The organism is Gemmatimonadaceae bacterium (assembly GCA_036003045.1).
Classification (GTDB): Bacteria; Gemmatimonadota; Gemmatimonadetes; order Gemmatimonadales; family Gemmatimonadaceae; genus JAQBQB01.
The window spans coordinates 110072-135551 of record DASYSS010000033.1 but is presented as its reverse complement, the minus strand read 5'-3'; the positions used below and the strand labels follow the sequence as shown (position 1 = coordinate 135551).

Here is a 25480-nt window from a genome sequence, read left to right as displayed (position 1 = left end):
GAAAGCTACCACAGGCCCGGCGCCGTCCCGCCCCCCCCAAGCGAATCAGGGCGCCGCGTCGCCCTCGCCGTTCGATTCCGGACGCGCGCCGAGTCGCGTGTGGAGACGCTCGCGGTACGTGCGCGACACGCGCAGCTTGGCGCCGGTGCGCAGCACGGCGATCGCGTCGCCGGCGAACCACGGCTGCACTTCGACGATGCGGTCCACGTTCACGATGTACCGGCGGTGTATTCGGATGAACAGTCCGGGATCGAGCTGCGATTCCATGGCCGTCGACGTCGATCGAAGCAGATGGTCCGCGGCTCCGACGTGGAGCCGCACGTAGTTGCCGTCCGTCTCCCAGTAGTCGACGTCGGCCGTCCGCACGACACGCAGCGTGCCGTCGATCTTGATCGCCACCCGGTCGAGGTAGCTGGGCCCGTTCGTCTGAAGCGTCGACACGTACTCGGCGATCAACGCGCGAATGCGCTCCTCGTCGCGTCGCGGCTGTCCGACGGTCACACGCGATTTCGCGCGGACGAACGCTTCGCGAAACCGGTCCGTGTCGAACGGCTTGAGCAGGTAGTCGACCGCCTGCACCTCGAACGCGCGAAGCGCGTAGCGGTCGAACGCCGTGACGAACACGATCGCGGGCGACGCGCGTCCGGCGATCGCCTCGAGCACGCCGAACGCGTCGAGGTCGGGCATCTGGACGTCGAGAAAGAGCAGCTGCGGTTGGAGCGCCGTCACCTGTTCGACGGTCTCGCGTCCTCCGGCGCACGCGGCGAGGACTTCGACCTCGCCGGTCTCCTCGGCGAGGCGGACGACGCGTCTTCGGGCAACGGCTTCGTCGTCGGCTACGATGGCGGTGAGCATCTCAGGCCGTCCGTGTGAGTTCAGGTACGTAGGCGCCGCTCTCGCGCAGCGCGTTCGCTGCCGCGTCGAGGCGGCGGCGCCGCTCGTGCGTGACGCCCTGCGCGTCGGCGCACTCGAGCGCGACGCGGAGGTAGTCGGCTAGTCGTGCCAGCTGCCGCTCGGTCAAGGCCGGGTCGAGCCGAACCGTTACCGCGATCCCATCGAGCGATTGCAACAAGATCGGCGGGATGCGGCGGAGCTCCGTCGATCGATCATTGGCGAGCGCCAACTCGTGCTCGAGCGCCGACGTGCCGGCCTCGCGCTCGCGCAGCCACTCGGCCAGGACGCCGCGATGCGCGATGACGACGAGCACGGCAAAGATCCAGAGGTCGACGATCAGGTTGGTGAGAAACGTCGACGACCAGAGGGGCGCCGTTTGCCGTGTCACCAGGCGCAAAAGCTCGACGTGCACGATCGTGACGACGAAGCCGGCCGCCGCGAGCGCGAGAACGCGCAGCCACGCGCGCGGCCGGCGCACCGGGAATCGGCGAACGCCGCGTAGCACGAGCGGCGTGAGGAGCGCCCACAACACCGCGTTCGTCAAGTCGAAGGCGACGAGCGACCGCCACGTTGTCTGGTCGAGCCGGTGGCGGACGAGCAGATAGATGTAGCTCTGCTGGATCCAGATCCCGGCGCACACGGTCCACACGAGCGCGATCGCGGCCGCTGGATGCGCGAGAATCTTCGGAACGCGCGGCGACGCCGCCGCGCCGAACTCGGTGTCGGCGCGCGCCTCCGCCGCGCTCGCGGCGTCACTTGCCGACGCGCGCCGCTCGCGCGGAACCCGGACCTCGGCGGTGACTCCGCTCGGTCCGTCGAGGAGGCGCAAACGATCGCTGCCGTACAGAATCGAGAGTCGTTCCCGCACGTTGGCGAGCCCGATCCCCCGGCCGGGACGGGTCGCGCGCGCCAGACCGACGCCGTCGTCCAACACGCGCAGCACGAGGTCGTCGTTCTCCACCACGCCCTGGATGCGGATCGAGCCCGCCGCGCTGCGCCCGGCGAGACCGTGGCGAATGGCGTTCTCCACCAACGGCTGCAAGACGAATCGCGGCACGAGGCAGTCCACCGCGGTGTCGGCGATGTCGTATTCGATCTTGAGCCAGTCCGCGAACCGCACTCGTTGGATGTCGAGGTATGGCTCGAGCGCGATGAGCTCTTCGCCGAGCGTGACCTCGTCGGCTCGCTGGGCGAGCGCCGTTCGAAAGACGGCCGACAGTTGTTGCAGAACGAGCGACGCCGTCGCCGGCGAGTCGTACGCGAGCTCCGACACGGCGCCCAACGAATTGAAGAGGAAGTGCGGCTGGAGCTGGGCCTCGAGGTAGTCGAGGCGCGCCCGCGTGAGCGAGTGCTCGAGGCGCATCGTCTGGCGCTGGTGCTCGGCGAGCGCGCGGCGGACGATCAACGCTTCGACGACGGCGACGATCGCCGCGTAGCTCACGAGATCGAAATCCGCGTACGAGGAAATCAGACTCCACATCGGAGTTATGGGCACGGCGGGATTGATGAGCGGAATCATCCAGCGGGCGAGCAGGGCGTCGACCCAGGCGGCCGCGAAAAACAGCGGCAGGTGAAGCGCGATCAGCGTCCACAGGTTCGGCGACCAGCGTCGAGCGCGCAGGTGCCACGCCGCGATGACCGTGCTGAGAAGGGTCCACAGCACAGCGACACTCGCGTCGATCTCGATCCATCCGCTGCGACTAAACGCGCCCTTCGGTGCGAGCGCGATTCCCATCAGGGCCTGGGTCTCATAAAAAACGAACCAGGCCGCGAAGAGGATCAGAGCCGATCGGAGGCGGCGCGTCATTCCAGCCAAACTACCATCCGGCCACCGAGGCTGCCGCCGCCTGCAGAACGGCGGCCGTCGAGGCGTCGACGGCGATCCGCGTTCCCGAACGAAGCGTGAGCGACGCGGGCAAACCCACCGGTGTCTTGTGCACGAGAAGCGCGTAGATCGTGAGCGCGGATAGATAGGACTCGGCCGTCGACGCGTGGAGGCCGTCGGAGTAGAGCGCCAGCGTGGAGCGAGACAAGGCGAGCGCCTGCACGATTCCCTGCACGTCGTTCACGAACGTGAGGCTGCCGATGAACAGCACCGGCGCTCCGCTTCCGGAAAGCTCGGGCTCCGACGTGCCGGCGGACAGGCAGGCGACGAGTGCGCACGCTGAAATCGAGCGCCATCGGCGGAGACTGTGGGCCAAGGAGGGCCGGATCACGAGTTGATGCTGGCGCGTGGCGCGACAGGTGGCGAGCGGCGTGTGACGAGTCGCGATCTTCGCGAGGGCAACGCCATGACGTGGGGACGAACCGAACGCGGCCGTCGAACGCGTTGCGCAATCGGGCGACCGTCGGTATGAACAGGGCCATGCGCCCAATGCCCGCGCTCCCGACGACCCTCGTCGTCGTCAACGCCAGGATCTGGACCGGAGATTCACGGCGTCCGTGGGCAGACGGTCTCGCGATCGCGGTCGATCGCGTCGCCGGCGTCGGGTCCAGCGCGGAGATGCGGAAGCGCGCCTCCGCCGAGACGCGCGTGATCGACGCCCACGGCATGATGGTCGTGCCGGGCTTCATCGATTCGCACATCCATTTCCTGGAGGGCGGGATCGGCCTGTCGTCCGTGCAACTGCGCACCGCGAAAACGCCCGACGAGTTCGTGAAGCGCATCGCCGGATATGCGACGACCGTTCCGGCGGGCACGTGGATCACTCACGGCGACTGGGATCACGAACAGTGGGGCGGAGAATTACCGCGCCGCGACTGGATCGACCCGGTGACACCGGAGCATCCGGTGTGGGTACGACGCCTCGACGGCCACATGTCGCTCGCGAACGGCGCGGCGCTCGCCGCGGCTGGAGTCACGCGTGAAACGGGCGACGTTGCCGGCGGGACGATCGTACGCGACGCGCGCGGCGAACCGACCGGTGTGTTCAAGGACAACGCCGAATCGCTCGTCGCCCGCGTCATTCCCGCTCGGTCGCACGACCAGGAAGACCGCGCGCTCGACGCCGCGATGCGCTATGTCGCCGAGCGAGGCGTGACGTCGGTGCACCATATGGGAACGTGGGCGGATCTCGCCGTGTTCGAGCGTGCCCATCACGCGGCGCGGCTCGGCACGCGCATCTACGCCGCCGTGCCGATTTCGACGTGGGAGCGGCTTCGCGACCAGATCGCCGCGCGTGGATCAGGAGACCAGTGGCTGAAAATCGGCGCGCTCAAGGGATTCGTAGACGGCTCGCTCGGCTCGCACACCGCGGCGATGCTGGAGCCGTTCTCCGACGCGCCGGGCGACTGCGGTCTGTTCGTGAACACGGTGGAGAACCTCTACCGGTGGACCTCCGGCGCCGACAAGGCCGGACTCCACATGATCGTCCACGCCATCGGCGATCGCGCGATTCGTACTCAGCTCGACATATTCGAGCGAGTCGTGCTCGAGAACGGGCCGCGGGACCGGCGTTTCCGCATCGAGCACGCGCAACATCTTTCGCCACCCGACATCCCGCGATTCGCGAGTCTCGGCGTCGTCGCGAGCATGCAGCCGTATCACGCGATCGACGACGGGCGGTGGGCCGAGCGCGTGATCGGCGCCGAGCGCGCCAAGTGGACGTACGCGTTCCGGTCGCTGCTCGACGCGCGGGCACGGCTGGCGTTCGGGAGCGACTGGTTCGTGGCGCCGCCGACGCCGCTCGAGGGGATTTACGCCGCCGTGACACGCCGCACGCTGGGCGGCGGGAATCCGGCCGGATGGCACCCGGAACAGCGTATTACCGTGGAGGAGGCGTTGCGCGCGTATACCACTGACGCCGCCTACGCGTCGTTCGACGAGTTCGACAAAGGACAGTTGGCGACGGGTACGCTGGCCGATTTCGTCATGCTGGACCGGGACATCACGCGCGTGGCACCTGAAACGATTCGTGACGCTCACGTCGTGACGACCGTCGTAGGCGGTCGCATCGTACACTCGTCGATTTGATGTAATCGGAGGCTACCAATGCGTGTTGCAGCCATTCTCACGACGTCCCGAACTTCCGCGGCAATCGCTTTGCTCGCGGGCCCTTTCACCGCGGCTGCGGTTGCCGCTCAGGCAGCCGACAAGGGTGAGGGAGTCGAGTTCGACGTGAAGACGGTGATGTCGGCGAGTGGCGTCATGAGCTCGATGCTTGGCTCGATGGTGCCCGGGTACTCGGGACACGGGTTTGCGATCGGCAGGCGCGTGCGGATCGACATCGTCGAGGGCGCGATGCCACCGTTGGCGGAGAAGGGCGACTACATGCTTTTCGACTCGACGGGAATCACCATCGTCCGGCCGAGCAAGAAGGAATTCGTGGTCATGCCGCTCGACGTGGGGAACAAAGCGATGGAGCAGGTGCAGGCCATGGGCATGTCCATCGCGCTGGGCGACATCTCCGTCAAGTTCGACAGCCTGCCGGGGACCGATACGATCGCGGGTTACGCGACGCATCACTACAAGCAGACGATCAATTACACGCTCGCGATCGAGGCGATGGGAACGGCGCAGCAGATGAAGACCCAGGCCGCGACCGAATATTGGGTGGCGACGGTTCCGGGACTTGTCACGAGCCCGTTGCAGCAGACGAGCCAGATGAGCGGCGGGAGCCAGGCCGTGAGCACCTCGGCGGCGTCGGGGCCTTTCAAGGACCTGGCCGCCAAGGTGGATTCAGTCTCGCATCTCCTGCATGGCTCGGCGCTGCGGGTCCAGATGACGACGACGTCGGAGGGCGCGGGCGCCGACGTCGGGCTCAACATGACGTCGGAGATGTCCAACCTGAAGCGCGTTTCCGTGGCGGCCAACTTGTTCGTCATACCCGCCGACTACACGCGCGGCGCGTCGCCGTTTCCCGGCGGGCACCACTAGAGAACGCTAGAAGCGGGCGATCTCCAGGCAGGCGCGTTTGACGTCGTCGACCTGCGGAAGAATCGCGTCCTCGAGCCGCGGCGCGTAGCCGACGAACGTGTCGGCCGACGCCACGCGCTTGACCGGCGCGTCGAGCCACGGGAAGCAGTCGTCGGCGATGCGCGCGACGATCTCGGCGCCGTAGCCCCAGGAGAGCGAATCCTCGTAGACGACGATCACGCGACTGGTCTTCTTCACCGACTCGTACACCGCGTCCTGGTCCCAGGGCGAGAGTGTTCGCAGGTCGATGACCTCGACGGACAGCCCTTCGTCGGCGAGCTGGTTGGCTGCCGCGAACGAGCGCTGCACCGTCGCGCCGTAGGTGACGATCGTGACGTCGGTCCCTTCGCGCACGGTCTTCGCCTTGCCGAACGGAATCATGAAGTTGGCGCCCGGATACGCGGCCTTGTTGTACGTCTGCCGGTAGAGATGCTTGTGCTCGAGGAAGAGCACCGGGTCGTCGCAGCGAATCGCCGTGCGCAACAGGCCGTTGGCGTCGAGCGCCGTCGCGGGACACACGACGCGAATGCCCGGCGTGTGCGTGAACAACGACGCGCCGGTCTGCGAATGGTAGACCGCGCCGCGGATGTATCCGCCGTACGTCGTCCGCACGACGAGCGGCGCCGAGAAGTCGCCGTTCGAGCGCCAGCGCATCGTCGCCAGCTCGTTGCGGAGCTGCATGAACGCGGGCCAGATGTAGTCGAAGAACTGGACTTCGACGACCGGCTTGAATCCGCGAATCGCCAACCCGATGGCGCGCCCGACGATCGTGGCCTCGGCGAGCGGCGAGTTGTAGACGCGTGAGCCGCCGAACTCCTTCTGGAGTCCCCACGTCACCTTGAACACGCCCCCTTTGCCCTTGACCTTGCCCATGTACTTTTCGCGCGACACGTCGGCGACGTCTTCGCCGAAGATGAGAATCTTCTCATCGCGCCGCATCTCGTCGCGCATGCAGGCGTTGAGGAGATCGACCATCGTCGTCTCGTTGCCCGAGAACTGCGGGTCGTCCTCCGTGTCGAACTGCTCGCTCGTCGGATCGACGTCGGGCGAGTAGACGAAGCGCTCGACGGTCTCCGGGCCGGGCTGCGTGGCGGCGAGCGCGGCGTCGGTGGCGGCCAACACGACCGCGTCGGCCTCTTCGCGAATCTTCTCGAGCTCCTCTGTGGTCGCGTGCCCCTTCTCGACGAGCCAGGCGGGGAAGGTCGTGAGCGGATCGCGGGTCGCGTCGGCGTCGCGCTCCTCGGGCGGCCGGTACATCACCTCGTCGTCCGACTGCGAGTGCGAGTACGGACGAATCACGTGCGCGTGGACGAGCGCCGGCCCTTTTCGCTGCCGCGCGTAGTCGACGGCGCGCTGCATCGCCGCATGACTCGCCACGAGGTCGCAGCCGTCGACTTCCTCGATGTAGAGGCCGGGGAACGACGCGACGAGCTTCGAGATGCTGCCGCCGGCGGTGTTGACCTCGACCGGGACGGAGATCGCGTAGCCGTTGTCTTCGACGAGGTAGACGACGGGCAGCCTGAGATTGCACGCGCCGTTGAGCGACTCCCAGAACTCGCCTTCGCTCGTCGTGCCGTCGCCGGTGGTGCACAGCACGACTTCATCCGACTCGAACCCGTCCTTCATGCCGAGCTGGCTGGCTCGGACTACGGCTTCAGCGGAACCGATCGCCTGCAGGAACTGCGTTCCGGTCGGCGACGAGGTGGAGACGATGTTGAGCTTCTTGTGTCCCCAGTGGCTCGGCATCTGGCGGCCACCGGAGTTGGGATCGTTCGCCGCGCCAACGGCCGACAGCAGCATCTCCTCCGGCGTCATGCCGAGCTGGAGACAGAGCGCGCGGTCGCGGTAGTAGAGGTAGAACCAGTCGTACGAGGGCTTGAACACCAGTCCGGCGGCGGTCATCACGGCCTCGTGGCCCGCGCTCGAGATCTGGAAGAAAATCTTGTTCTGGCGCTTGAGCTGTAGCTCGCGGTCGTCGAGGCGGCGCGACAGGTACATCGTGCGATACGCGTCCAGGAGCTGTTCGCGCGTCAATCCGGTGGTCTTGCGCTCGGCTTTGGTCGTTGTGGCCATGCACGGAAGATAAGCCCGGGCGTGGCTTTAGGAGAGACGCGCGGCACCAAAAACGGCGGCGCGAGCGGACGACGTCGGCGTTGGCACTCGATCTGCGCTAAGACGAGCAGGCACATCTCGAGACAGTGATGATCAAGCTCGCCCATTGCACGTTTTGTGACATGATCCATGGCGCCGCTGAAGTGTCGATCTGCCACGAGGATTCGCGGGCGATCGCCTTCATGGACGTGCAGCCGGTGAACAACGGGCACGTTCTCGTCGTGCCGCGCGAGCACTACGAGTCGATCAACGACATTCCCCGCGACTTGGCGCTCCACCTCTACAAGCTCACCCTCGACTTGGCGCCGGCCATTCGGCGCGTCGCTGGAGCAGATGACCTGAACGTCGTCGTCAACAGCGGCGAAGCCGCCGGCCAGGATGAGCCTCACTACCACGTCCACATCATTCCTCGGCGGCAAGGCGACGGATTCGACATTCCGCTCCCGTTCGGCGGATCGCAGATGCCCGACCGGACGATCCTCGACGCGTACGCCGCCCGGATCATCGCCGCTTTGCGCGATCCCATCACGGCAGCCGCGATGGATCGCACTGTTGCGATTCCGGTGTTCGAGGAGTCAGCCCCTGTGAGGTCACGTTCGGAGCGCGCCGACACGAGCCACGTTCGTGGGCCAACGTCACAGGCCGACGGGTGGCAACCGCGCGAAGGCGCGCATGGAGAGGTCGTCCCTGAGTCGTCCTCTGAATCGAAGAAACCACCCGGCGACGAGTAAGGTCGCTCGGCACAGCCGCGGCCAGGTCGATCACGTATCCCTGGCGCGACTCCCACGCGGATCGCGCCCGCGAAAAACGGTGGCGTCGGGCTATCAGAAGCGAGCCATCAAACGCGCCGCGATGCGCGACTGCGACCGCCGCTGCGTCTACTGCGGCTCACTCCTCGACTTCGACGACGCGACGCTCGACCACGTTCATCCGTTGTCGCACGGCGGCGCGCACGTCGCCGGCAACGTCGTTCTCGCCTGCGGCCGCTGCAATCGCCTCAAAGGCGATCTGCTCCCGACCGAATTCTTTTCGCGGCATCCGTGGGCGGGGCTCAATTTCATCGCGCACGCCCGCGCGGTGCACCGAGCGCTCAAGCGGTGCGCGAAACGCGCGGTGAGCCTGGCGTTCGCGCGGGCTGCCCAGCAGGTCGCCTAGTAGTCGACCGGCCGCAGGTACGACTCGCCGATCGCCGTTGGGCTGAGCATCGCCACCGTGGGCAGTCGTCGTTTCCAGTGGGTGCTCGCCACGCGCTGGCGGACGATCTCCACTTCCTTGGCGTCGAACCCGCGCGCGACCAGCTCGTCGGGCTGAAATCCGGCCACGAGCCAATTCAGAATCTCGTCGGCTTTCTTGTAGCTGATTCCGAAGTCCCCTTCGTCCGTCTGACCGACGACGAGGTCCGCGGTCGGTGGCTTGTCCACGATCACCCCGGGCACGCCCAAGTGACGCGCCAGCGCCCACACCTGCGTTTTGAACAGATCGCCCAGCGGATTGATCGGCGGTGAGTCGTCGGCGTGCCACGTGAAGTAGCCGAACAGACGCTCGGTCTTGTTCCCCGTGCCGAGCGGGATCGCGTGGTGCTTCGCGGCAAGGTCGAAGAGCGTGATCATGCGCATCCGCGCCATCACGTTCCCTCGACGACCACCATCGGCCTCGGGCTCGTGACAGAGATAGCCGTCGACCGCCGCCGTGATGTCGATCGTGCGCGACTCGATCCCGAGCGCGTCGATGACCAGCTGCGCGTGGTCGAGGCTCTCGCGACTCGACGAGCGGTACGGCATGCGGACGCCGATCACGTTCTCGGGTCCGAGCGCGCGCGCCGCCAGATACGCGGTCACCGCCGAGTCGACGCCGCCGGACACCCCGACGACGGCGCGCTTGAACTGGCGGCGTTCCATCTCGTCGCGGATGAAATGAACGAGCCACTGCTCCGTGAGCGCGGCGTCGATCGCGAGCTGCCCCGGCGCTTCATGGCCGGTTGCACCCACGCGAATCACCGGCAGATCCTGCCCGCGTGTCGCGCGTGGGTTCGTCGGCCCCGGCTCGTGCCGCGCCGAATCGTCGGCGTGGGCGGCAACCGGATCGTACTCGAGCGTCGCCGGCGTACCGGCGAGAATGTCGTCGATGTTCCGCTTGAGATGCGGTACCATCGTTTCGAGGTCCGCGATGAGCGGCATGTCGGTGCGCGCGCGCGTGCAGTCCGCGAGGTCCACGCCGACCGAGAGCACCGATTCGTCCCAGAGCGGCGCTCGCGCGCGAACATCGCCGGACGGGCCCGTTACCATCGAGCCGCCTGGAAAAACCTTTCCGCCCTCGCTGCCTACCAGGCACGACAGCGTCACGAAGACGCCGTGCTCGTCGGCGACGTCGCGAATCAATCGGTCCCAGCGGCTGACGCTCACCGGACCCGGGACGGAGTCTCCCTTGGGCTGAGTGCCGCGAGCCGGCGCGGCGGCGCAAACGAAGATGATCTGCGCGCCGTCGAGCGCGGCGATCGTCGGGGTGAGGCTATGCCACGCGTCCTCGCAAACGAGGAGCGCGGCGCGACCCCATGGCGTGTCGAACGCCCGGACTTCCCGACCACGCTCGACGAACCGCTCTTCATCGAAAAGCCCGTAGGTGGGGAGAAAAACCTTCCGATGAACGTGCCGGATCTTCGGCTCGCCCGCGCCCAGTGTGACGTAGATCGCACTGTTGTAGAGCTTGTTGTTCCATACTTCGTAGAAGCCCAGCGTTACGTCGATTGGTGCGGGCGATGTGACGGCGCTTCGGTAGACGGCGTCGAGATCCGCGGCGAGCGTGCCCGCGGTGACCGCGCTGTCACGAACGCCGCCCTCGAGGAAATACCCGGTCAGCGCGCTCTCGGCCAAACAGAGCACGTTCGGCCGGGGTCTCAGTTGATCGATTTGGGCGAAGACCGCTTTAAGCCGCTCGAGGTTGCCGCGGTAATCGCCCTTCCGTGGCTTGATTTGCGCCACGGCGAGGTGGACGAGCGGGGGCATGGAACGAAAGGTAGCGCGCCAAGAACGAGGTGGGCGAGATTCCGCCTCATCGGGGTAATAGAGAAGTGCACAGATACAATGGTTACATGACGTTGACTCGTTTTTCCCCGGCGGCCGCGTCGCGCGTGCGCCGGACGACATACGCATTGATCGCCCTGGCGCTGACTGCTCCGATCGGCGCGCAGGACACGACGCCCAAGACGGGCGAAGCGTGGCAGATCATTCCGCTTCCCCAGTCGTCGCTCGTTTACGCGCGCGATTCGTCGCTCATCGGCGAGATCGGCCGCGAGATGCGCACCAGCGTGCCGCTCAAGACGCTGCCGTGGTACGTGCCCAAGGCCTTCATCGCGGTCGAGGATCAGCGCTTCTACGAGCACGACGGGGTCGACCTTCGCTCGGTGGTGGCCGCGGTCAAAGGCAAGATTCTCAACGAGAATCGCGGCGGCGGCAGCACGATCACGCAGCAGCTGGTCGGGTACATGCACCCGGACATCATCGACCGGCGCGAGGTGAGCGGCACCGCGGGCATCTCGCGCAAGCTGCGTGAGCAGTCGGCCGCGCGCGAAATGGAGCGCCACTACCCGAAGGACACGATCCTCCAGGGATATCTCAATCAGATCAACCTGGGCCGCGGCTGGTTCGGTATCGAGGCGGGATCGCGTCACTACTTCGGCCATCCCGCGTCGCGGCTCACGCTCGCCGAGGCGGCGACGCTCGCCGCTCTCCCCAGGTCGCAGCCGTACTACGATCCGATCGCCCACCCGCAGCGCTCGAAAGAGCGCCGCAATCTGATCCTGCAGCTGATGGCGGACCAGCAGTACATCACGCAGGCGCTGGCCGACAAGACGAAGCTCGAGCCGTTGGTCACCGCGTCGAACGGCGGCATGTCCGCCGCGGCGGGCTATTTCGTCGACGAAGTGAAGCACCAGGCCGAGCGCGCCGGGATTCCCGTGGGGAACGGCGGTTACAAGATCTACACCACGCTCGATCCCACACTTCAGCGCGCGGCGGTCGACGCCGTCGTCGACGGCACGAACAAGATCGAGGCGCAAAAGGGGTACAAGCACCTCACACAGGCGCTCGCGAAGGGCAATCAGACCGACTACTTGCAGGCGATGGCGGTCGCGATGGATCCCCGCAGCGGCGACGTGCGCGCGCTCGTGGGCGGGCGCAACTACCAGCGCGCGCCCTTCGACCGCGCGATCACCGCGCTGCGTCAACCCGGTTCGACGATGAAGCCGATCGTCTACTCGAAAGCGATCGAGGACAGCGTCTCCGTCAACACGATCGTTCCGGACACGGCGCTGGACATTCCGCTTCCCACGGGTGAGGAGTACAAACCGGGCGAGAACGACGGAAAATTCTGGGGAATGACGACGTGGAAGGAAGGCGTGCCGACCGCGATCGCGATGACGATGCGCGAGGGGCTCGTCCACTCGCGCAACATGGTCGCGATCCAACTCGGCATGCGCGTCGGGATGGACTCCGTGTCGGCGCTCGCGCAGCGACTGGGCATCACGACGAAAATCGACCCGGTGCCGGCGAGCGCGATCGGCGCGTCGTCGGTGCACCCGATCGACATGATCACGGCGTACACGGCGTTCGCCGACAACGGCGCTGTCGTGCAGCCGCGTTTCATCACGCGCATCAACGACGTGGCGAACCGGGCGGTTTACGCGCGTCCCGCATCGACCCCGCAGCAGGTGCTCGATCCACGCGTGGCGTTCATCGTGCGTGACATGATGCGCGACGCCGCGGAGCGGGGGAGCGGGACCGCCGCCCGCAAAGCCGTGCCGGACAACGTGCCGGTCGCCGGTAAGACGGGCACGACGAACGACAACCGCGACGTGTGGTTCGTCGGGATGACGCCGGACGTCGTCGCCGGCGTGTGGCTCGGCTTCGACCAGCCGAAGACGATCGCCAAGGGCGCGGTCGGCGGTCTGCTCGCGGCGCCGATCTGGGGCGACATGATCGGCAAGTACTACACGGGCCGGTCGACGAGCGGTTGGGGCGCGCCGCCGGACGGTCTCGTCTACGCCGAGATCGATCGCACGACGGGCAAGCTCGCGACGGCCGCGACGCCGTACGACATGCGCTACACCGAGTACTTCTTGCCGGGCACCGAGCCCGAGGAACTGCGGAACAATCCGTGGAAAGTTCCGCAGTGGGGCCCGCTCTTCACGCCGCCGGCACGAGTGATCGCGCCGGTCCTTACGGGACGACCTGCTCCTTGACCGCGCTGCTGTAAAACTTCTCGAGGTCGGTGCGGAGCTTTTTCATCGACGGCTCGTCGATGTACATCATGTGCCCCGCCGTGAACTTGCCGACGGTGATGTTGTTCTTCGCCACCTTCGGATCGATCGAGAGGTGCGACAACGTGTACTCGACCGCCCAATACGGCGTCGCGGCGTCGTAGTAGCCCTCGGCCACATAGAGCTTCATGTACGAGTTCTTGGCGAACGCGCGCTCGAGGTTCGGAACGACGGTCGCGTACGAGTTCTGCGGGTAGTTCCAGCGGCCGATGCCGCCGCCGAGGATGTAGTACGTGTCTTCGTTGCGGTAGTTGAGCTCCCGGCGCGTGTAGTCGGTGAGCACCGGCGTGAACGTGTTGCGGATGCTGATGTCGCTGGGATCGCCGACGCCCGCGCCGCCACCGCGTCCGCCGCTCAGGGGGGCGAATCCGGTGAAGCGGCCGTCGAGACGGCCCACCGTCTCGTGCTGGTCGCGCATCAACTCGGAGTCGAAGGTTCCGAGCGCGACGCGTAGATCGTTCTGGTCGATGATGTCCTTGGGCAAGCCCGTGAAGCGCGCCATCTGGTCGATCGTCGTCTGGCGTTCGGCCGGCGTGAGCTTGTTCCCCTTCATCAGCGCGCCCGCGTACTCGGTCACCGACCACTTCTCGGCGGCCGCGGTGACTTCCTCGATGGACTGCTTTTGCAGATCGGCCGGCAGCTTCTTGTGATACCAGGCCGTGGCCGTGTACGTCGGAATGAAGTTGATGAAGCCGATGTCGTTGCCGCGGACCTGCGACGAGTATCCGAAGTTCAGCACCGACGAGAGAAGCACCACGCCGTTGAGCGCGATGCCATCGTCGGCGAGAAGGCCGGAGAGTCCGGACGCGCGCGTCGTGCCGTAGCTCTCGCCGGCCAGGAACTTCGGCGACGCCATGCGGTCGAAGCGCGTGAGGTAGAGGCGAATGAATTCGCGGAACGAATTCAAATCCTCGTCGAGGCCCCAGAAACGCGCGCCGAGCGCCTGCGTCGCCGCTCTGCTGTAGCCCGTGCCGACGGCGTCGATGAAAACGAGATCCGTCTGGTCGAGCAGCGTGTTCGGGTTGTCCTCGAACGTGTAGGGCGGCGGCGGAGCGGTGCCGTCGGCGTTGAGCTTCACCTTCTTCGGTCCAAAAGCGCCCAGATGGAGCCAGACGGTTGCCGAGCCGGGCCCGCCGTTGAAGGCGAAGGTGATCGGACGGGTCGACGGGTTGCCGCCGTCTTTCGTGTAGGCGACGTAATACATCCCGCCTTCGACCGCATCCGTCTGCTCGTTACGAATCGGCAGCATTCCGGCCGTGGCCGTGTAGGCGATCACCTGCCCACGAACGTTGACCGAGTGGTGGGTCATCGTCGGAGCGGCCTCCGTCATCGCCACGATGTCGCGCGGCGTGGAGGTCGTGGTTCCCAAACCAGGTCGGCGCGCGGCACCGCCGGTGGCTGAATCGTTCCCGGCCGAGGGGCCACCAGCCTGAACGCCGCCGTTCCCGCCGCCGCCGCGTCCGCCGCCGCCCCGCTGCGCGAGCACCGAAGACGCGGGAATCAAAAGGGCGGCGAAAAGAACGCCGAGCGCAACGCGCGCACGGCGAGGCGAAAGACGTGTGCTTCTCATACTGGCGTGCTCCGGGAGGTTGAGACGGCGCTTGCGGATGGGAAAATCCGCCGCCTCACAATGTGCAATGCGTCGCAGGGCGACGCGAGCACTCGGCGGGCGACTGAGCCCGAGCTCAGTCGCCCGCCGCGACGCTACGCCACCTTCGCCGCGTCGGTCTCCATCAACGTCGGGGCGTTCGCGCCCGACTGCGCGGCCACCGGCACCAGCGCGATGGAAAACACCTCCTCGAGCGTCGCAACGCAATGGAACTCGAGCTGGCTGCGAACGTCCTCCGGGATGTCCTCCATGTCGGCCTCGTTCTCCTTCGGGAGGATGATCGTCTTGATCCCCGCCCGATGGGCGCCGAGCACTTTTTCCTTCACGCCCCCGATCGGCAGCACGCGTCCGCGGAGCGTGATCTCGCCCGTCATCGCCACGTCTTTGCGAACCGCGCGGCCCGACATCGCGCTCACCAACGCCGTCGCCATCGTCACGCCGGCGGACGGACCGTCCTTCGGAATGGCGCCGGCGGGCACGTGGATGTGCACCTCGATCGAGCCGAGTCGGTCCTCGGGGATCTGGAGCTTCGACGCGTGCGTCGCCGCATACGTCATCGCCGCGCGCGCCGACTCTTTCATCACGTCGCCGAGCTGGCCGGTGAGGATGAGCGACACGTTGCCCCAGCCGCTCACCTGCGTGCGCTCCTCGTCGGTCGAACGTTGGCCCGCGCCGAACATGCGCCGGATCGACGCTTCGACGAACATGATGTCGCCGCCGGCGGGCGTGTAGTACATCCCCGTCGCGACGCCGATCTCGTTCTCCTCGGCGGCGCGCTCCGGATGCACGCGCGGACGTCCGAGCAGCGTGCGCACCTCTTCGGCGTCGATCTTTCCGTCCTCGATCATCTTCGTGTCGCCCGCCGCGATCTTGCGCGCGACCTTGCGTGTCACCGCACCGACCTGACGCTCGAGCTGGCGAACGCCCGCTTCGCGCGTGTACTTGCTGATGATCGCCGTTACCGCGTCATCGGAGAGGGCGACGTTCTTACCCGCGAGCCCCGACTCCTCGATCTGACGAGGAATCAGGTACTTCTTGGCGATCTCCGCCTTTTCCTTTTCCGTGTAGCCGGCGAACTCGACGACTTCCATGCGGTCGAGCAGCGGGCCCGGAATGTTCTGGATGAAGTTCGCCGTCGCGATGAAGAGCACTTCGCTCAGGTCGAACGGCACACCCAAATAGTGGTCGGTGAAGTTGTCGTTCTGCGCGGGGTCGAGCACCTCGAGGAGCGCGCTCGCCGGATCGCCCTGGAAGGACACGCCGAGCTTATCGACTTCGTCGAGCAGGAAGACGGGGTTCTTGGTGCCCGCCTGTTTCATTCCCTGGATGATTCGCCCCGGCATCGCGCCGACGTACGTGCGACGATGGCCGCGGATGTCCGCTTCGTCGCGCGCGCCGCCGAGTGACACGCGAACGTACTGTTTGCCGAGCGAGCGCGCGATCGATTTGGCGATCGAGGTCTTGCCGACGCCGGGCGGTCCGACGAAGAGCAGGATCGGGCCCTTCGCCATCGCGCGAGCCTTCGCTTCCTTCGCGTCCGTGATCTGACGCTCACCGTTGTGCATGCCGGTGAGTTGAGGCGTTGCGTCCTCTTTGGTCGCCTTGAGCTTGGCGATCGACATCTCGCCCGTCTGCTTGAGCTCGTCCTCGAGTTGCGCGGCGCGCAGCTGGCGCACGGCGAGGAACTCGAGCACGCGATCCTTCACGTCCGGCAGCCCGTAGTGATCCTCGTCGAGAACGGTCTGCGCGCGCACCAGATCGAGGTTGTCGTCGGAGCGCTCGTTCCACGGCAGCTCGGCGACCCACTCGAGGTACGTGCGAATGACCTGTGCTTCCATCGACTCGCGGCCGGATCGCTCGAGTCGTCCGAGCTCACGCTCGACTTCCTGTCGCGCGTCCTTGGGCAGCTCGAGCTTGTCGAGCTTTTCGCGCAGCTCGGAGATCTCTTTCGACTCGTCGCCGTCGCCGAGCTCTTTCTGGATCGCCTTCATCTGCTCGCGGAGATACATCTCGCGCTGGCGCTCTCCGAGCTCTTCCTGGACTTGCGACTTGATCTCTTCCTGCGCCTCGAGCATTCCGATCTGCTTTTGAACCTGCACGAGCACGCGGCGGAGCCGCTCCTCGACGCTGAGCGTCTCGAGAAGCCCCTGCTTCTCGGCAGGCGGCACCTCGATGTAGCCGGCCACGAGGTCGGCGAAGCGACCGGGGTCAGTAACGGCGTCGAGCACTTGGTGGACGACTTCCTCCGGGAGCCCGCGCCGTTCGCCGAGTTCGGCGGCGCGTTCGCGCAACTCCTTGTGGAGGGCGACGAAGGCCGGGTCGTTCTCGTTGACCGGCTTCATCTCCTCGACGGGCATCACGACCGCGCTGAGGAAGCCCTCGGTATTGCTGAACTGGAGGGACGTCGCCCGCTGTTCGCCCTGGAGGAGCAGTTGGACGCCGCCGAGCCCGCGCTGGATCTGACCGATGCGCGCGATGACGCCCATCGAGTACAGGATGTCCGGGGCCGGCTCGTCGGTGTTGTCGCGCTGCGCCACGGCAAAGACCAGCCGCTCGCCTTTGAGGGCTGATTCGATGGCGCGCAGGGTCCCCGGCCGCCCCGCGGCGATCGGAGCCGTCAACCCGGGGAAGATGACCGTGCCCCGGAGCGGTAGAACTGGAAGGGTCTGGCGAGTTGCCATTTTTGGTGGTCGGATGTGGGAACGTGCAACTGACGACGCAGACCGGCTAGGCCCGGCGTCGCACACCGCATTCCACTACGCATGCTGCGCGCTTCGGATCTCCGTCACGGTGGCAGCGTCAGCCGACCGTTCTGGCGCACCCGAGACAAGAATCGGTACCGCGACTGCCGCTCCGGCGTATAAACCCTCCTAATCTTTCCGGAAGTTTCGCCGTATGCTAAAATGCGTCACTCCCACCCTTCCCCTTCGCCCCGCTAAAGCGAGCTAATCGCTTGTCCGAGCCCGTTTCACCGCAATCGGATACAGAGCTGCGCTCGCTCGTCGAGCGCGCGCTCAGTGTCCATTACGAGCTGGATTGCGAGATCGGGCGCGGCGGCATGGGAGTCGTCTACCGCGCCAAAGATCGCCGTTTGAAGCGCACGGTCGCCATCAAAGTATTGCCTCCCGAACTTGCGTTCCGCAGCGAAATCAAGACCAGGTTCCTGCGAGAGGCCGAGATGGCCGCGCAGCTCAACCATCCGAACATCGTGGACATCTACGCCGTCGACGAGTCCGGCGGCATCGTGTTCTTCGTGATGGCGTACGTGACGGGCGACAATGTCGCGAAGCTGCTCCATGAGCACGGCGCGCTGTCGATCGATCAGACGAGACGCATCCTACGCGACGTAGCGGACGCGCTCGCTTACGCCCACGAACGCGGGGTGATCCATCGCGACATCAAGCCTGACAACATCCTGATCGACGCCGACAGCGGCCGCCCGATGGTCACGGACTTCGGCATCGCCCGCGCTGTCACTGAGGGGGAGACGCGACTCACGGCGACCGGGATCGCCATCGGCACGCCCACGTACATGAGCCCCGAGCAGGCCGCCGGCGAGCGCGCCATCGATGGTCGCAGCGACCTGTACTCGCTGGGGATCCTCGGATATCAGATGCTGAGCGGCGAGCCGCCGTTCGTCGCGAACAGCACGCCGGCGATCCTCGTCAAGCACGTGTCGGAACGACCCGTCCCGATCGAACAACGACGGTCCGACGTGCCGCCCGATCTCGCGCGCGTCATCATGCAGTTGCTCGAGAAGGACCCGGCCAACCGCTTCCCGTCGGCGAGCTCGGTGGTCGTGGCGCTCGACACGGGCCGCATGCCGGCGTTCCCGAGCAGTACCTCGACGGCGGTCGCCAACACCGCGCCGATCCCGAGCGCGCCGAGCACGGCGCCGCAGCCGGCATATCCGGTCGGCGGGGGGTCGCAGCAGCCGTCGTACGGCGAGCGGTTGCCCACACCAGACGAGTACCGTCGCTGGGAAGCGCCGGAAGTCGTCAGGTTCCGCAAGAAAGTCGCGCCGTATCTCTTCATCAACGGCGTGCTCGTCGTGCTGGACGTAACCGCCGGCGTGGATGTGCTCTGGATCCCGGTGATCTGGACCATCTTCATGGCGTTTCGCTATTCGCGATTGTGGTCCGACGGCTATGACTGGCGCGACGTGTTTCGCCAGCCGCGCGAGCGCGACTTGATCGACGTCGCCGAGGACGCGATCACCTATGCACGATCGATGTTCGATCGCGACAAGCGACGCGCGATGCGCGAGCAGCGCCGCAATCGAATCTCGCGTCCGGTGAACGCGGTGAGCTACGCGCCGGGCGGTGCCGGAGCGCCGCCGCTTCCGCCGCTCGCGATGGACGACGTCGCCCGCGCCGCAGGCGCGTTCGGCGACCGGATTCATCGCGCGGAGCGCGACCGCAACGAGATTCTCGCGCTGCTCGAGCGGATGCCGGCCTCCGAGCGGCAACGGATTCCCGACGTGGGCCGCTCGGCCAGCGCGCTCGCGGATCGCGTGCGAAATCTTGCCCTCGCGCTCGGCGACATCGACCGAAGCGCCGCGGCCGGCGGATCCGAAGCGCTCGAGGCCGAGATCTCGCGCCTCGAGAACGCCGCGAACCCGCTCGACCAGACCGGGAGCGACGAGCGCGTGCGCCGGCTCGCCTTCCTGAAGCGGCAGCGTCGCGCGATCGCCGAAGTGTCGGCGAAACGCGGATCGATCGCCGCCAAGCTCGAGACCTGTCTCGTCGCGCTCCAGAACATCAAGCTCGACCTGATCCGACTCAACGCGGGCTCGCAAACGCCGCAGCACATCACGTCGCTAGCGATGGACGCGCTGAACCTGGCTGACAGCGTCGACACGGCTCTCTACGTGGCCGACGAAATGCGCACGACGGGGTCGAAACAGGCGCGCCCGTCGGCGGCGCGCTAACACGGCGCGGTCGATGTGAACGACTATCTGCGCGACAGACTCACAGTCGCGGTCGGCACCCAATACCAAGTCGAGCGCGAGATCGGACGCGGCGGCATGTCCGTCGTGTACCGCGCGATCGACTCGCGTCTGCACCGCACGGTAGCGATCAAGGTTCTGCCGCCGGACATCGCGTTCAACGATTCGGTCCGCACGCGATTCATTCGCGAGGCGCAGACGGCCGCGCAGCTCAGCCATCCGAACATCGTTCCGATCTACAGCGTGGACGAGGTCGGAGGCGAAGTCTCGGGGTCCGGGAGCCTGGCCTTTATCGTGATGGCCTACATCGAGGGCGAAAGCCTCGGACAGCATCTCGCGCGCGAAGGCTGCTGGCCCGTGGATCAAACGGTCCGCGTGCTGCGGGAGGTGGCGGACGCCCTCGCGTACGCGCACGCGCGCGGCGTCGTGCATCGCGACATCAAGCCCGACAACATCCTCATCGACCGCGCGAGCGGCCGGCCGATGGTCACGGACTTCGGGATCGCGCGCGCCAAAGTGGGCGAGACGCGAATCACCGCGACCGGCGTCGCAGTGGGCACGCCGGCGTACATGTCGCCGGAACAGGCGCTCGGCGAGCGCGACGTCGATGGGCGCAGCGATCTCTATTCGCTCGCGGTCGTCGGCTACCACATGCTCACCGGCGACACACCGTTCCAGGCGGTGAACACGCCGGCGATGCTCGTGAAGCACGTGTCGGAGCGTCCGCGCCCGATCCGCGAGCGGCGTTCCGACGTGCCCGCGTACCTCGCCGTGGCGATCGACCGTGCGCTGGCGAAAAAGCCGGAGGACCGGTGGTCCGACGCCGCCGAGTTCCGCGACGCGTTGGCGGGAGCGCAGGCATCTCACCGGCGCCGGCAAGCCTGGACGCCGCCGTCGTCACAAATCCCACCGTACCCTGGCGGCGCAGAGCGAAGCGCTTCGTCAGCAGCGGTTCCCGCGCCATCTACCGCACCGATGCCGCCGCAGGCGCAGTCGCCGGCGCGCCATTTTCCACTGCCGCCTCCGGGCATGAGCCGGAAGGAAGTGCGCCGCTGGTACAAGGATCAGCGAAGACTTTTGCGTTCGGAGGAGCGGGCCGCGTTCGACCGCGAGGTCCGGGTCATCGGCCTTCAGCTCCAGGCCCACCAACGATTCGAAGAGCGGCCGCTCGACGAGCGCGTGGACGCATTCCGCCACAGCGTCATGAACTGGGCGGGTGTGAGCGGCGTGTTGATGGTCGTCAACGGGGCGATGACCGGCGGTCCGCCCTGGTTCTTGATTCCGAGCGGCCTGATGTTCCTGAACGTGCTGCGGCGCGGCGTGTCGATCTGGACGGACGGCGTGGGCCCGATCGACGCCTTCAAGAAGGGAATCCGCGCAAGGCTGCGCGCCGAGCGTGGCGCCGTGGAGGTGCAGAAGGGAATCGCGGCGCCACTGCCGCCGCCGCCTCCGCCGCCGACGCCGGAGCAGCTCGCGGCGCAGCTCGCGCCACCCGACGTATTGGCCGGTCCGTACGGCGACACGATCAAGCGCGCCGCCGCGGACCGCGCCCTCATGCGCGACATCACGAGCTCGTTCGGGGCGATCGAGAGGGACCTCATTCCGGATGTCGGACCGACGGTCGACGCGCTCGCGCAGCGCGTCGGCGTCGTCGCGACGACGCTCCACCGCCTCGACGCCGACGTCTCGGGCGCGTCGCTCGGCGCGCTGGATCAGCGTCTCGCGTCGCTCCCGTCCGAGCCGGACACGCCCGAGCGCGAGCGGCGCCAATCGCTTCTCCAGCGCCAACGCAATTCGCTGGCAGACCTGCTCGAGCGTCGGCGATCGCTCGCCAGCCAACTGGAGAGCGCCAGCCTCATGTTACAGAACTTGAAGTTCGATCTGCTCAAGTTTCGTTCGTCGGGGCTCGGCTCGCAGATCGAAGACAACACGCACGCGACCCAGGAAGCGCGCGCCTTGTCGCGCGACATCGGGCACGCGGTCGAAGCGGCCGAAGAGCTGCGCAAGCTCTAGCGGCGCAGAAGCGAGGCGACCGCGTCCGCCACTTGACGCGGCGTCTCTTCCGGCGTGAAGTGCTGGGCGTCGGCGATCACGTCGAGGGTCGCGTGGGGAATCCGGCCGGCGAGCGTTTTGCCGGTGTCGAGCGGCAGCACGCGGTCGCGACGTCCCCACACGACGGCGGCCGGGATGTCGAGCGACGACAGCCGCGCGTGGACGTCGCGGTCCGGCGTTGAGAGTCCTTTTATGTGGGCCGCCGCCGCGGCGGCGCCGTCATGCCCGGCGAACGGCCGCAGGTAAATGTCGATCGAGCGCGACGCGCGAGCGCGGTCGCCGAAGCCGCGCTCGACTTCGCGTCTGAGCCGCGAGACGAGAAATGGCGGCGGAAGGATCGTCGCCAGCGGGAGCATCGCGCGCGAAACGCGCAGGCGCGCGATCGGCCAGCGGTCGAACGCGATGCTGTCGATCAGGGCGAGGTGCGAGACGCGCTGCGGATGCCGCACCGCGATGCACTGCGCGACGCCGCCGCCGAATCCGTGGCCGACGACGCACGCGCGATCGATGCGCAGCTCATCGAGCAGCGCGACGACGCGCTCGGCGTGCGCGCTCGCGTCGACGCCGCGCGACAACGGGCGGTCGCTGCGTCCGTAGCCGAGAAGGTCGAGCACGACGAGACGGTGTCCGGGCGGCATGAGCGAGACGACTTCGCTCCAGAGGTGTCCCGACGTCGGGAATCCGTGGATGAACACGACCGGATTTCCGGAGCCGCGTGTGCCGGCGGCGTAGTAGTAGAGACGCGCGCCCGACAGATCGATGAACTCGCCGCGCACGCGTCAACCGTCTTGCATAGGGGCGGGGAAGATGCGGGAGACGGTTCTCGAATGCCAGTGATATGATGATGTCGGCGTGAAAAAACGCGGGCCGTCGGAGGACGGCCCGCGTTTCAATCGGTGCGGCCAGCGCGACTAGCGCGTGCCGCCGCCGCGACGTCCTTGCGGCATCGCGGCCATGATCTTGTCGAACTGCGCGGCCTGGTCAGCCGTGAGCAGCGCCTTGATGTCGGCCGTCTGCTTGGTGCGAAGATCGTTGAGCTTCGTGCGCGCATCCTGGTCACCGCCGCGCATGGCCTGCATCAGCGGCGCCATGTCCGCGGAGTACTTCTTCTGGATGGAATCGGCCTTGGCGAGAATCGCGTCGGACACCTTGAGCGAATCCTTCAGAACGCCGTCGATGCGGTTTTGACCGCGGCCACCACCGCCACCACCCTGCGCCTGACCAACACTGGTCACGGCCAGGAACATCACGGCCACCATCATCGCCATCCGAGTCATCGTCTTCATGTTTCTGCCCCCAAAGAATTGTGGAGAGACCTTCGCCGTGCGTGCATCAGACCGCGATCCCGCGTGTACATCTCATGCAACAGGAATGCGACATCAGCGTCGGGTGCGCCACGATCCCGCGCATCGACAACCATTGTGAGCGCAACGTCTTAGTTGGCGCCCTCTAGCGCAAAAACTCAAAACTGCTATCCTTACCGCCCCAAACGCAGGATGATCCTCGTTCCCAGCGCCGACGCTGGTTGGGTACCGCAGGCTCGGACTGAGCGACCTTCGTGACTCTGCCGCCCCTTCCCCCCTCCAGCTCGCCTTCGTCGGGTCCTACTCCCGCGCTGTTGCCGTCTTCCGCAACGCCACTGACCTCGGCTGCGGCGCCACCGTCACCACCGATTTCGTTCCCGATCACGTGGCTGCTCGAGCACGCGTCGGCGCCGATCAAGTTCCGATCTGTGACGGAAGTCGCAAAACCTGCAGGCGCGATCACAGAGCAGATCGCATCACTCCCGTTTACGTACGAGCCGGCGTTGACGTTGGCTGTGATGCAGCAGGCAGATGGAACGTGGAATCACGCGATGCTCTCGATCCCATCTTCTCGCGGAGAGCACTTCGACGGCATCGGGACCATCACCGCCGTGCGTCGCCTCCTCGAGTACGGATGGGACAAGGACACGCCGCCGCTCACGCACGCGCGCCGAATTCTTTTTCGTCTCCTCGCCGAAGACAACGATCCCGAATACCTGTTCGAGTTCGGTAGCAAGGGAACCTTCGACGAAGATCTCGCGAAACGATCTCGCGCGATTCTGCGCGAAGCCGCCGCGGCCGCGCTCGCGCAGGCGGGCTACGAGGGAGATCCCCGGCTTCGCGGCGCCGCGCGCCGCATTCTCGAGCGCGTCGTTGCGTACATCCGATCGCCGCTCGCGCAGAAGCCGTTCGTGCGCATGGGCAACCAGCACGTGCTCGCCGCCGAGGCGGCGCCGCCGTCGATCCACCTGTTGTTCATGCTTGCGTACATGCCGCTCTTTCGCAACGAGCACCACGACGCGATGGAGGCGATCTACCAGCATGTGTCGCAGCCGCTCCCTCGACAGGAAGGCATGCAGCTGGTCGGCACAAAGGCGATCGCTCAGCCGCAGCTCGTCCTCGGCGACATGCTCCCGAATCGCAACGCCGCCGACGACGACGTCGCGTTCGCCATCACGTGGCTCGAGCTGATGGCGCGCCTCGGCTATCTCCGGCGCAACGACAACTGGAGCAAGCTGTACGATCGGTTCCTCGACGATCGCGACGAACACGGCGTCTGGCATCCGCACAAGGGCATGTCGGCGGTTCGAAGCTCGAACCCGTATCTCTGGCCGCTCTACCCGCTCGAGGATCACCTCGCGGGCGACGAGCGCTGGACCGACGTGACCTTCCGACTCGGCCTCATCGGCCGGCTCGCGGGAAGAACGATCGAGCTCGTGTGACGCGCCCGCTGTCCCCGGCCGAGATGTTTCCGGCCGGCCACGATGACATCACCGTGCGGTTTGTGACGCTCGTCACGCAAACGCGCGTTCGAATCCTCGAAAGCGGATTCTCGGGCGACATCGACGTCGTCATGCTGCACGGGTGGGTTGCGTCGGCATATTCGTTCCGCCACGAACTGGAGTCGCTTCCCGCGCTCGGCGTGCATTGCTTGGCGGTCGACCTGCGCGGTTTCGGACTGTCGGACAAACCGTCGGCACGAGACTCGTACGCGCTCGACGCGTACGTCGCCGATCTCGACGCATTGCTCGACGAAGTCGCGTCGACTCGCGTGGTTCTGATGGCTCACTCGATGGGCGCCGGGATCGCGCTGGCGTACGCCTTGGCGCGACCGGACCGAGTTCGTGGTCTCGTACTCGTCTCTCCGGTCGGGATCGTGCCTGTCGCCTTCCTGTCGCTTCCACGACTAATGCCGCGCGCGATCGCGGCCCGCGTCGAGGGGCTTCTCGTGCCTCGTTGGGAGGCGGGTTGGATCCTCCGGCACATCGCGTACGGTGATCCGTCGCGCGCCACGGAAAGAGATGTCGACGAGTACTGGGCCCCGACACAGCTCCCCGGTTTCACGTTGGCGGCCAGGGCGTCGGCCGAAGAATTCGACTGGCGGCCCTTGGGCGCATCGCAGCTCGAACGGTTGGCGGTGCCGAGTCTGGTGATACTCGGTCGGAAGGATCGTCTGATACGAGACGCCGGCGCCGCCGCGTCACAGATTCCACGAGCGGCAGTGCACGAACTGGATGCCGGCCATGTGGCGCACGAGGAATGTCCCGGCGAGACACATCAGCTCGTCGCATCGTTCTTGAATCAGGTGCGTCGCATTGGCTAGCGCCAAGTC

The 25480-nt window shown here is 66.6% G+C and carries 18 protein-coding genes; 9 read left to right on the top strand and 9 right to left on the bottom strand.

What is annotated here, in order from left to right; genetic code table 11:
• Positions 1–45: 45 nt before the first annotated feature.
• Genes VGQ44_08185 through VGQ44_08175 form a run of 3 tightly spaced genes read right to left on the bottom strand, consistent with a single transcriptional unit; the run spans position 46 to position 3110 of the window.
• A complete protein-coding gene (locus tag VGQ44_08185) occupies positions 46–855 on the bottom strand; it encodes a LytTR family DNA-binding domain-containing protein (GenBank protein HEV8446784.1) in 810 nt (269 codons plus the stop codon).
• Between the two features lies 1 nt (position 856).
• Positions 857–2701 carry a sensor histidine kinase gene (locus tag VGQ44_08180; protein HEV8446783.1) on the bottom strand — a complete coding sequence of 615 codons (1845 nt, stop codon included), beginning with the start codon at positions 2699–2701 and terminating at the stop codon, positions 857–859.
• 10 nt (positions 2702–2711) lie between these two features.
• Positions 2712–3110, bottom strand: a complete 399-nt coding sequence (locus VGQ44_08175) for a hypothetical protein (protein HEV8446782.1) — start codon at positions 3108–3110, stop codon at positions 2712–2714.
• A 149-nt stretch (positions 3111–3259) separates the two neighbouring features.
• Between VGQ44_08175 and VGQ44_08170 the strand changes: the two genes are divergently transcribed.
• Entirely contained in the window at positions 3260–4867 is a 1608-nt protein-coding gene (locus tag VGQ44_08170) for an amidohydrolase (GenBank protein HEV8446781.1), read from the top strand.
• 18 nt (positions 4868–4885) lie between these two features.
• Positions 4886–5770 (top strand): hypothetical protein, encoded by an 885-nt coding sequence (locus tag VGQ44_08165; GenBank protein ID HEV8446780.1) that lies wholly within the window; start codon positions 4886–4888, stop codon positions 5768–5770.
• Between the two features lie 6 nt (positions 5771–5776).
• Here VGQ44_08165 and VGQ44_08160 read toward each other — a convergent pair whose 3' ends face one another.
• On the bottom strand, positions 5777–7882 hold the full coding sequence (locus tag VGQ44_08160) for a dehydrogenase E1 component subunit alpha/beta (protein HEV8446779.1): 2106 nt from the start codon (positions 7880–7882) through the stop codon (positions 5777–5779).
• Positions 7883–8010: 128 nt separating this feature from the next.
• Between VGQ44_08160 and VGQ44_08155 the strand changes: the two genes are divergently transcribed.
• A complete protein-coding gene (locus VGQ44_08155) occupies positions 8011–8652 on the top strand; it encodes an HIT family protein (protein HEV8446778.1) in 642 nt (213 codons plus the stop codon).
• 121 nt (positions 8653–8773) lie between these two features.
• Complete coding sequence (locus tag VGQ44_08150) at positions 8774–9076, top strand: HNH endonuclease signature motif containing protein (GenBank protein HEV8446777.1); 303 nt, start codon at positions 8774–8776, stop codon at positions 9074–9076.
• Here the strand turns inward: VGQ44_08150 and VGQ44_08145 are convergent.
• Positions 9073–10923, bottom strand: coding sequence for an NAD+ synthase (locus VGQ44_08145; GenBank protein ID HEV8446776.1), 1851 nt, complete (start codon positions 10921–10923; stop codon positions 9073–9075). The genes VGQ44_08150 and VGQ44_08145 overlap by 4 nt on opposite strands.
• 86 nt (positions 10924–11009) lie before the next feature.
• Between VGQ44_08145 and VGQ44_08140 the strand changes: the two genes are divergently transcribed.
• Positions 11010–13157 carry a transglycosylase domain-containing protein gene (locus VGQ44_08140; protein HEV8446775.1) on the top strand — a complete coding sequence of 716 codons (2148 nt, stop codon included), beginning with the start codon at positions 11010–11012 and terminating at the stop codon, positions 13155–13157.
• Here VGQ44_08140 and VGQ44_08135 read toward each other — a convergent pair.
• Together VGQ44_08135 and lon are read right to left on the bottom strand one after the other, a co-directional pair.
• Complete coding sequence (locus VGQ44_08135) at positions 13135–14805, bottom strand: hypothetical protein (GenBank protein HEV8446774.1); 1671 nt, start codon at positions 14803–14805, stop codon at positions 13135–13137. The two genes, VGQ44_08140 and VGQ44_08135, sit on opposite strands and share 23 nt — an antisense overlap.
• Before the next feature lie 134 nt (positions 14806–14939).
• Positions 14940–17525 (bottom strand): endopeptidase La, encoded by a 2586-nt coding sequence (gene lon / locus VGQ44_08130; protein ID HEV8446773.1) that lies wholly within the window; start codon positions 17523–17525, stop codon positions 14940–14942.
• Between the two features lie 272 nt (positions 17526–17797).
• Between lon and VGQ44_08125 the strand changes: the two genes are divergently transcribed.
• Together VGQ44_08125 and VGQ44_08120 are read left to right on the top strand one after the other, a co-directional pair.
• Positions 17798–19774 (top strand): protein kinase, encoded by a 1977-nt coding sequence (locus VGQ44_08125; GenBank protein HEV8446772.1) that lies wholly within the window; start codon positions 17798–17800, stop codon positions 19772–19774.
• A 15-nt stretch (positions 19775–19789) separates the two neighbouring features.
• The gene (locus VGQ44_08120) at positions 19790–21805 is read left to right on the top strand and encodes a serine/threonine-protein kinase (protein ID HEV8446771.1); all 2016 of its coding nucleotides are present in this window, start codon (positions 19790–19792) and stop codon (positions 21803–21805) included.
• On the opposite strand, the gene VGQ44_08115 is transcribed toward VGQ44_08120, so the two are convergent.
• Both VGQ44_08115 and VGQ44_08110 read right to left on the bottom strand, forming a co-directional pair.
• The gene (locus VGQ44_08115; GenBank protein ID HEV8446770.1) at positions 21802–22620 is read right to left on the bottom strand and encodes an alpha/beta hydrolase; all 819 of its coding nucleotides are present in this window, start codon (positions 22618–22620) and stop codon (positions 21802–21804) included. The genes VGQ44_08120 and VGQ44_08115 overlap by 4 nt on opposite strands.
• Before the next feature lie 135 nt (positions 22621–22755).
• Entirely contained in the window at positions 22756–23130 is a 375-nt protein-coding gene (locus VGQ44_08110) for a hypothetical protein (GenBank protein HEV8446769.1), read from the bottom strand.
• 332 nt (positions 23131–23462) lie between these two features.
• Between VGQ44_08110 and VGQ44_08105 the strand changes: the two genes are divergently transcribed.
• The gene (locus VGQ44_08105; GenBank protein HEV8446768.1) at positions 23463–24590 is read left to right on the top strand and encodes a hypothetical protein; all 1128 of its coding nucleotides are present in this window, start codon (positions 23463–23465) and stop codon (positions 24588–24590) included.
• A complete protein-coding gene (locus VGQ44_08100) occupies positions 24587–25471 on the top strand; it encodes an alpha/beta hydrolase (GenBank protein HEV8446767.1) in 885 nt (294 codons plus the stop codon). Before VGQ44_08105 ends, VGQ44_08100 begins: the two co-directional genes overlap by 4 nt.
• Positions 25472–25480 lie beyond the last annotated feature (9 nt).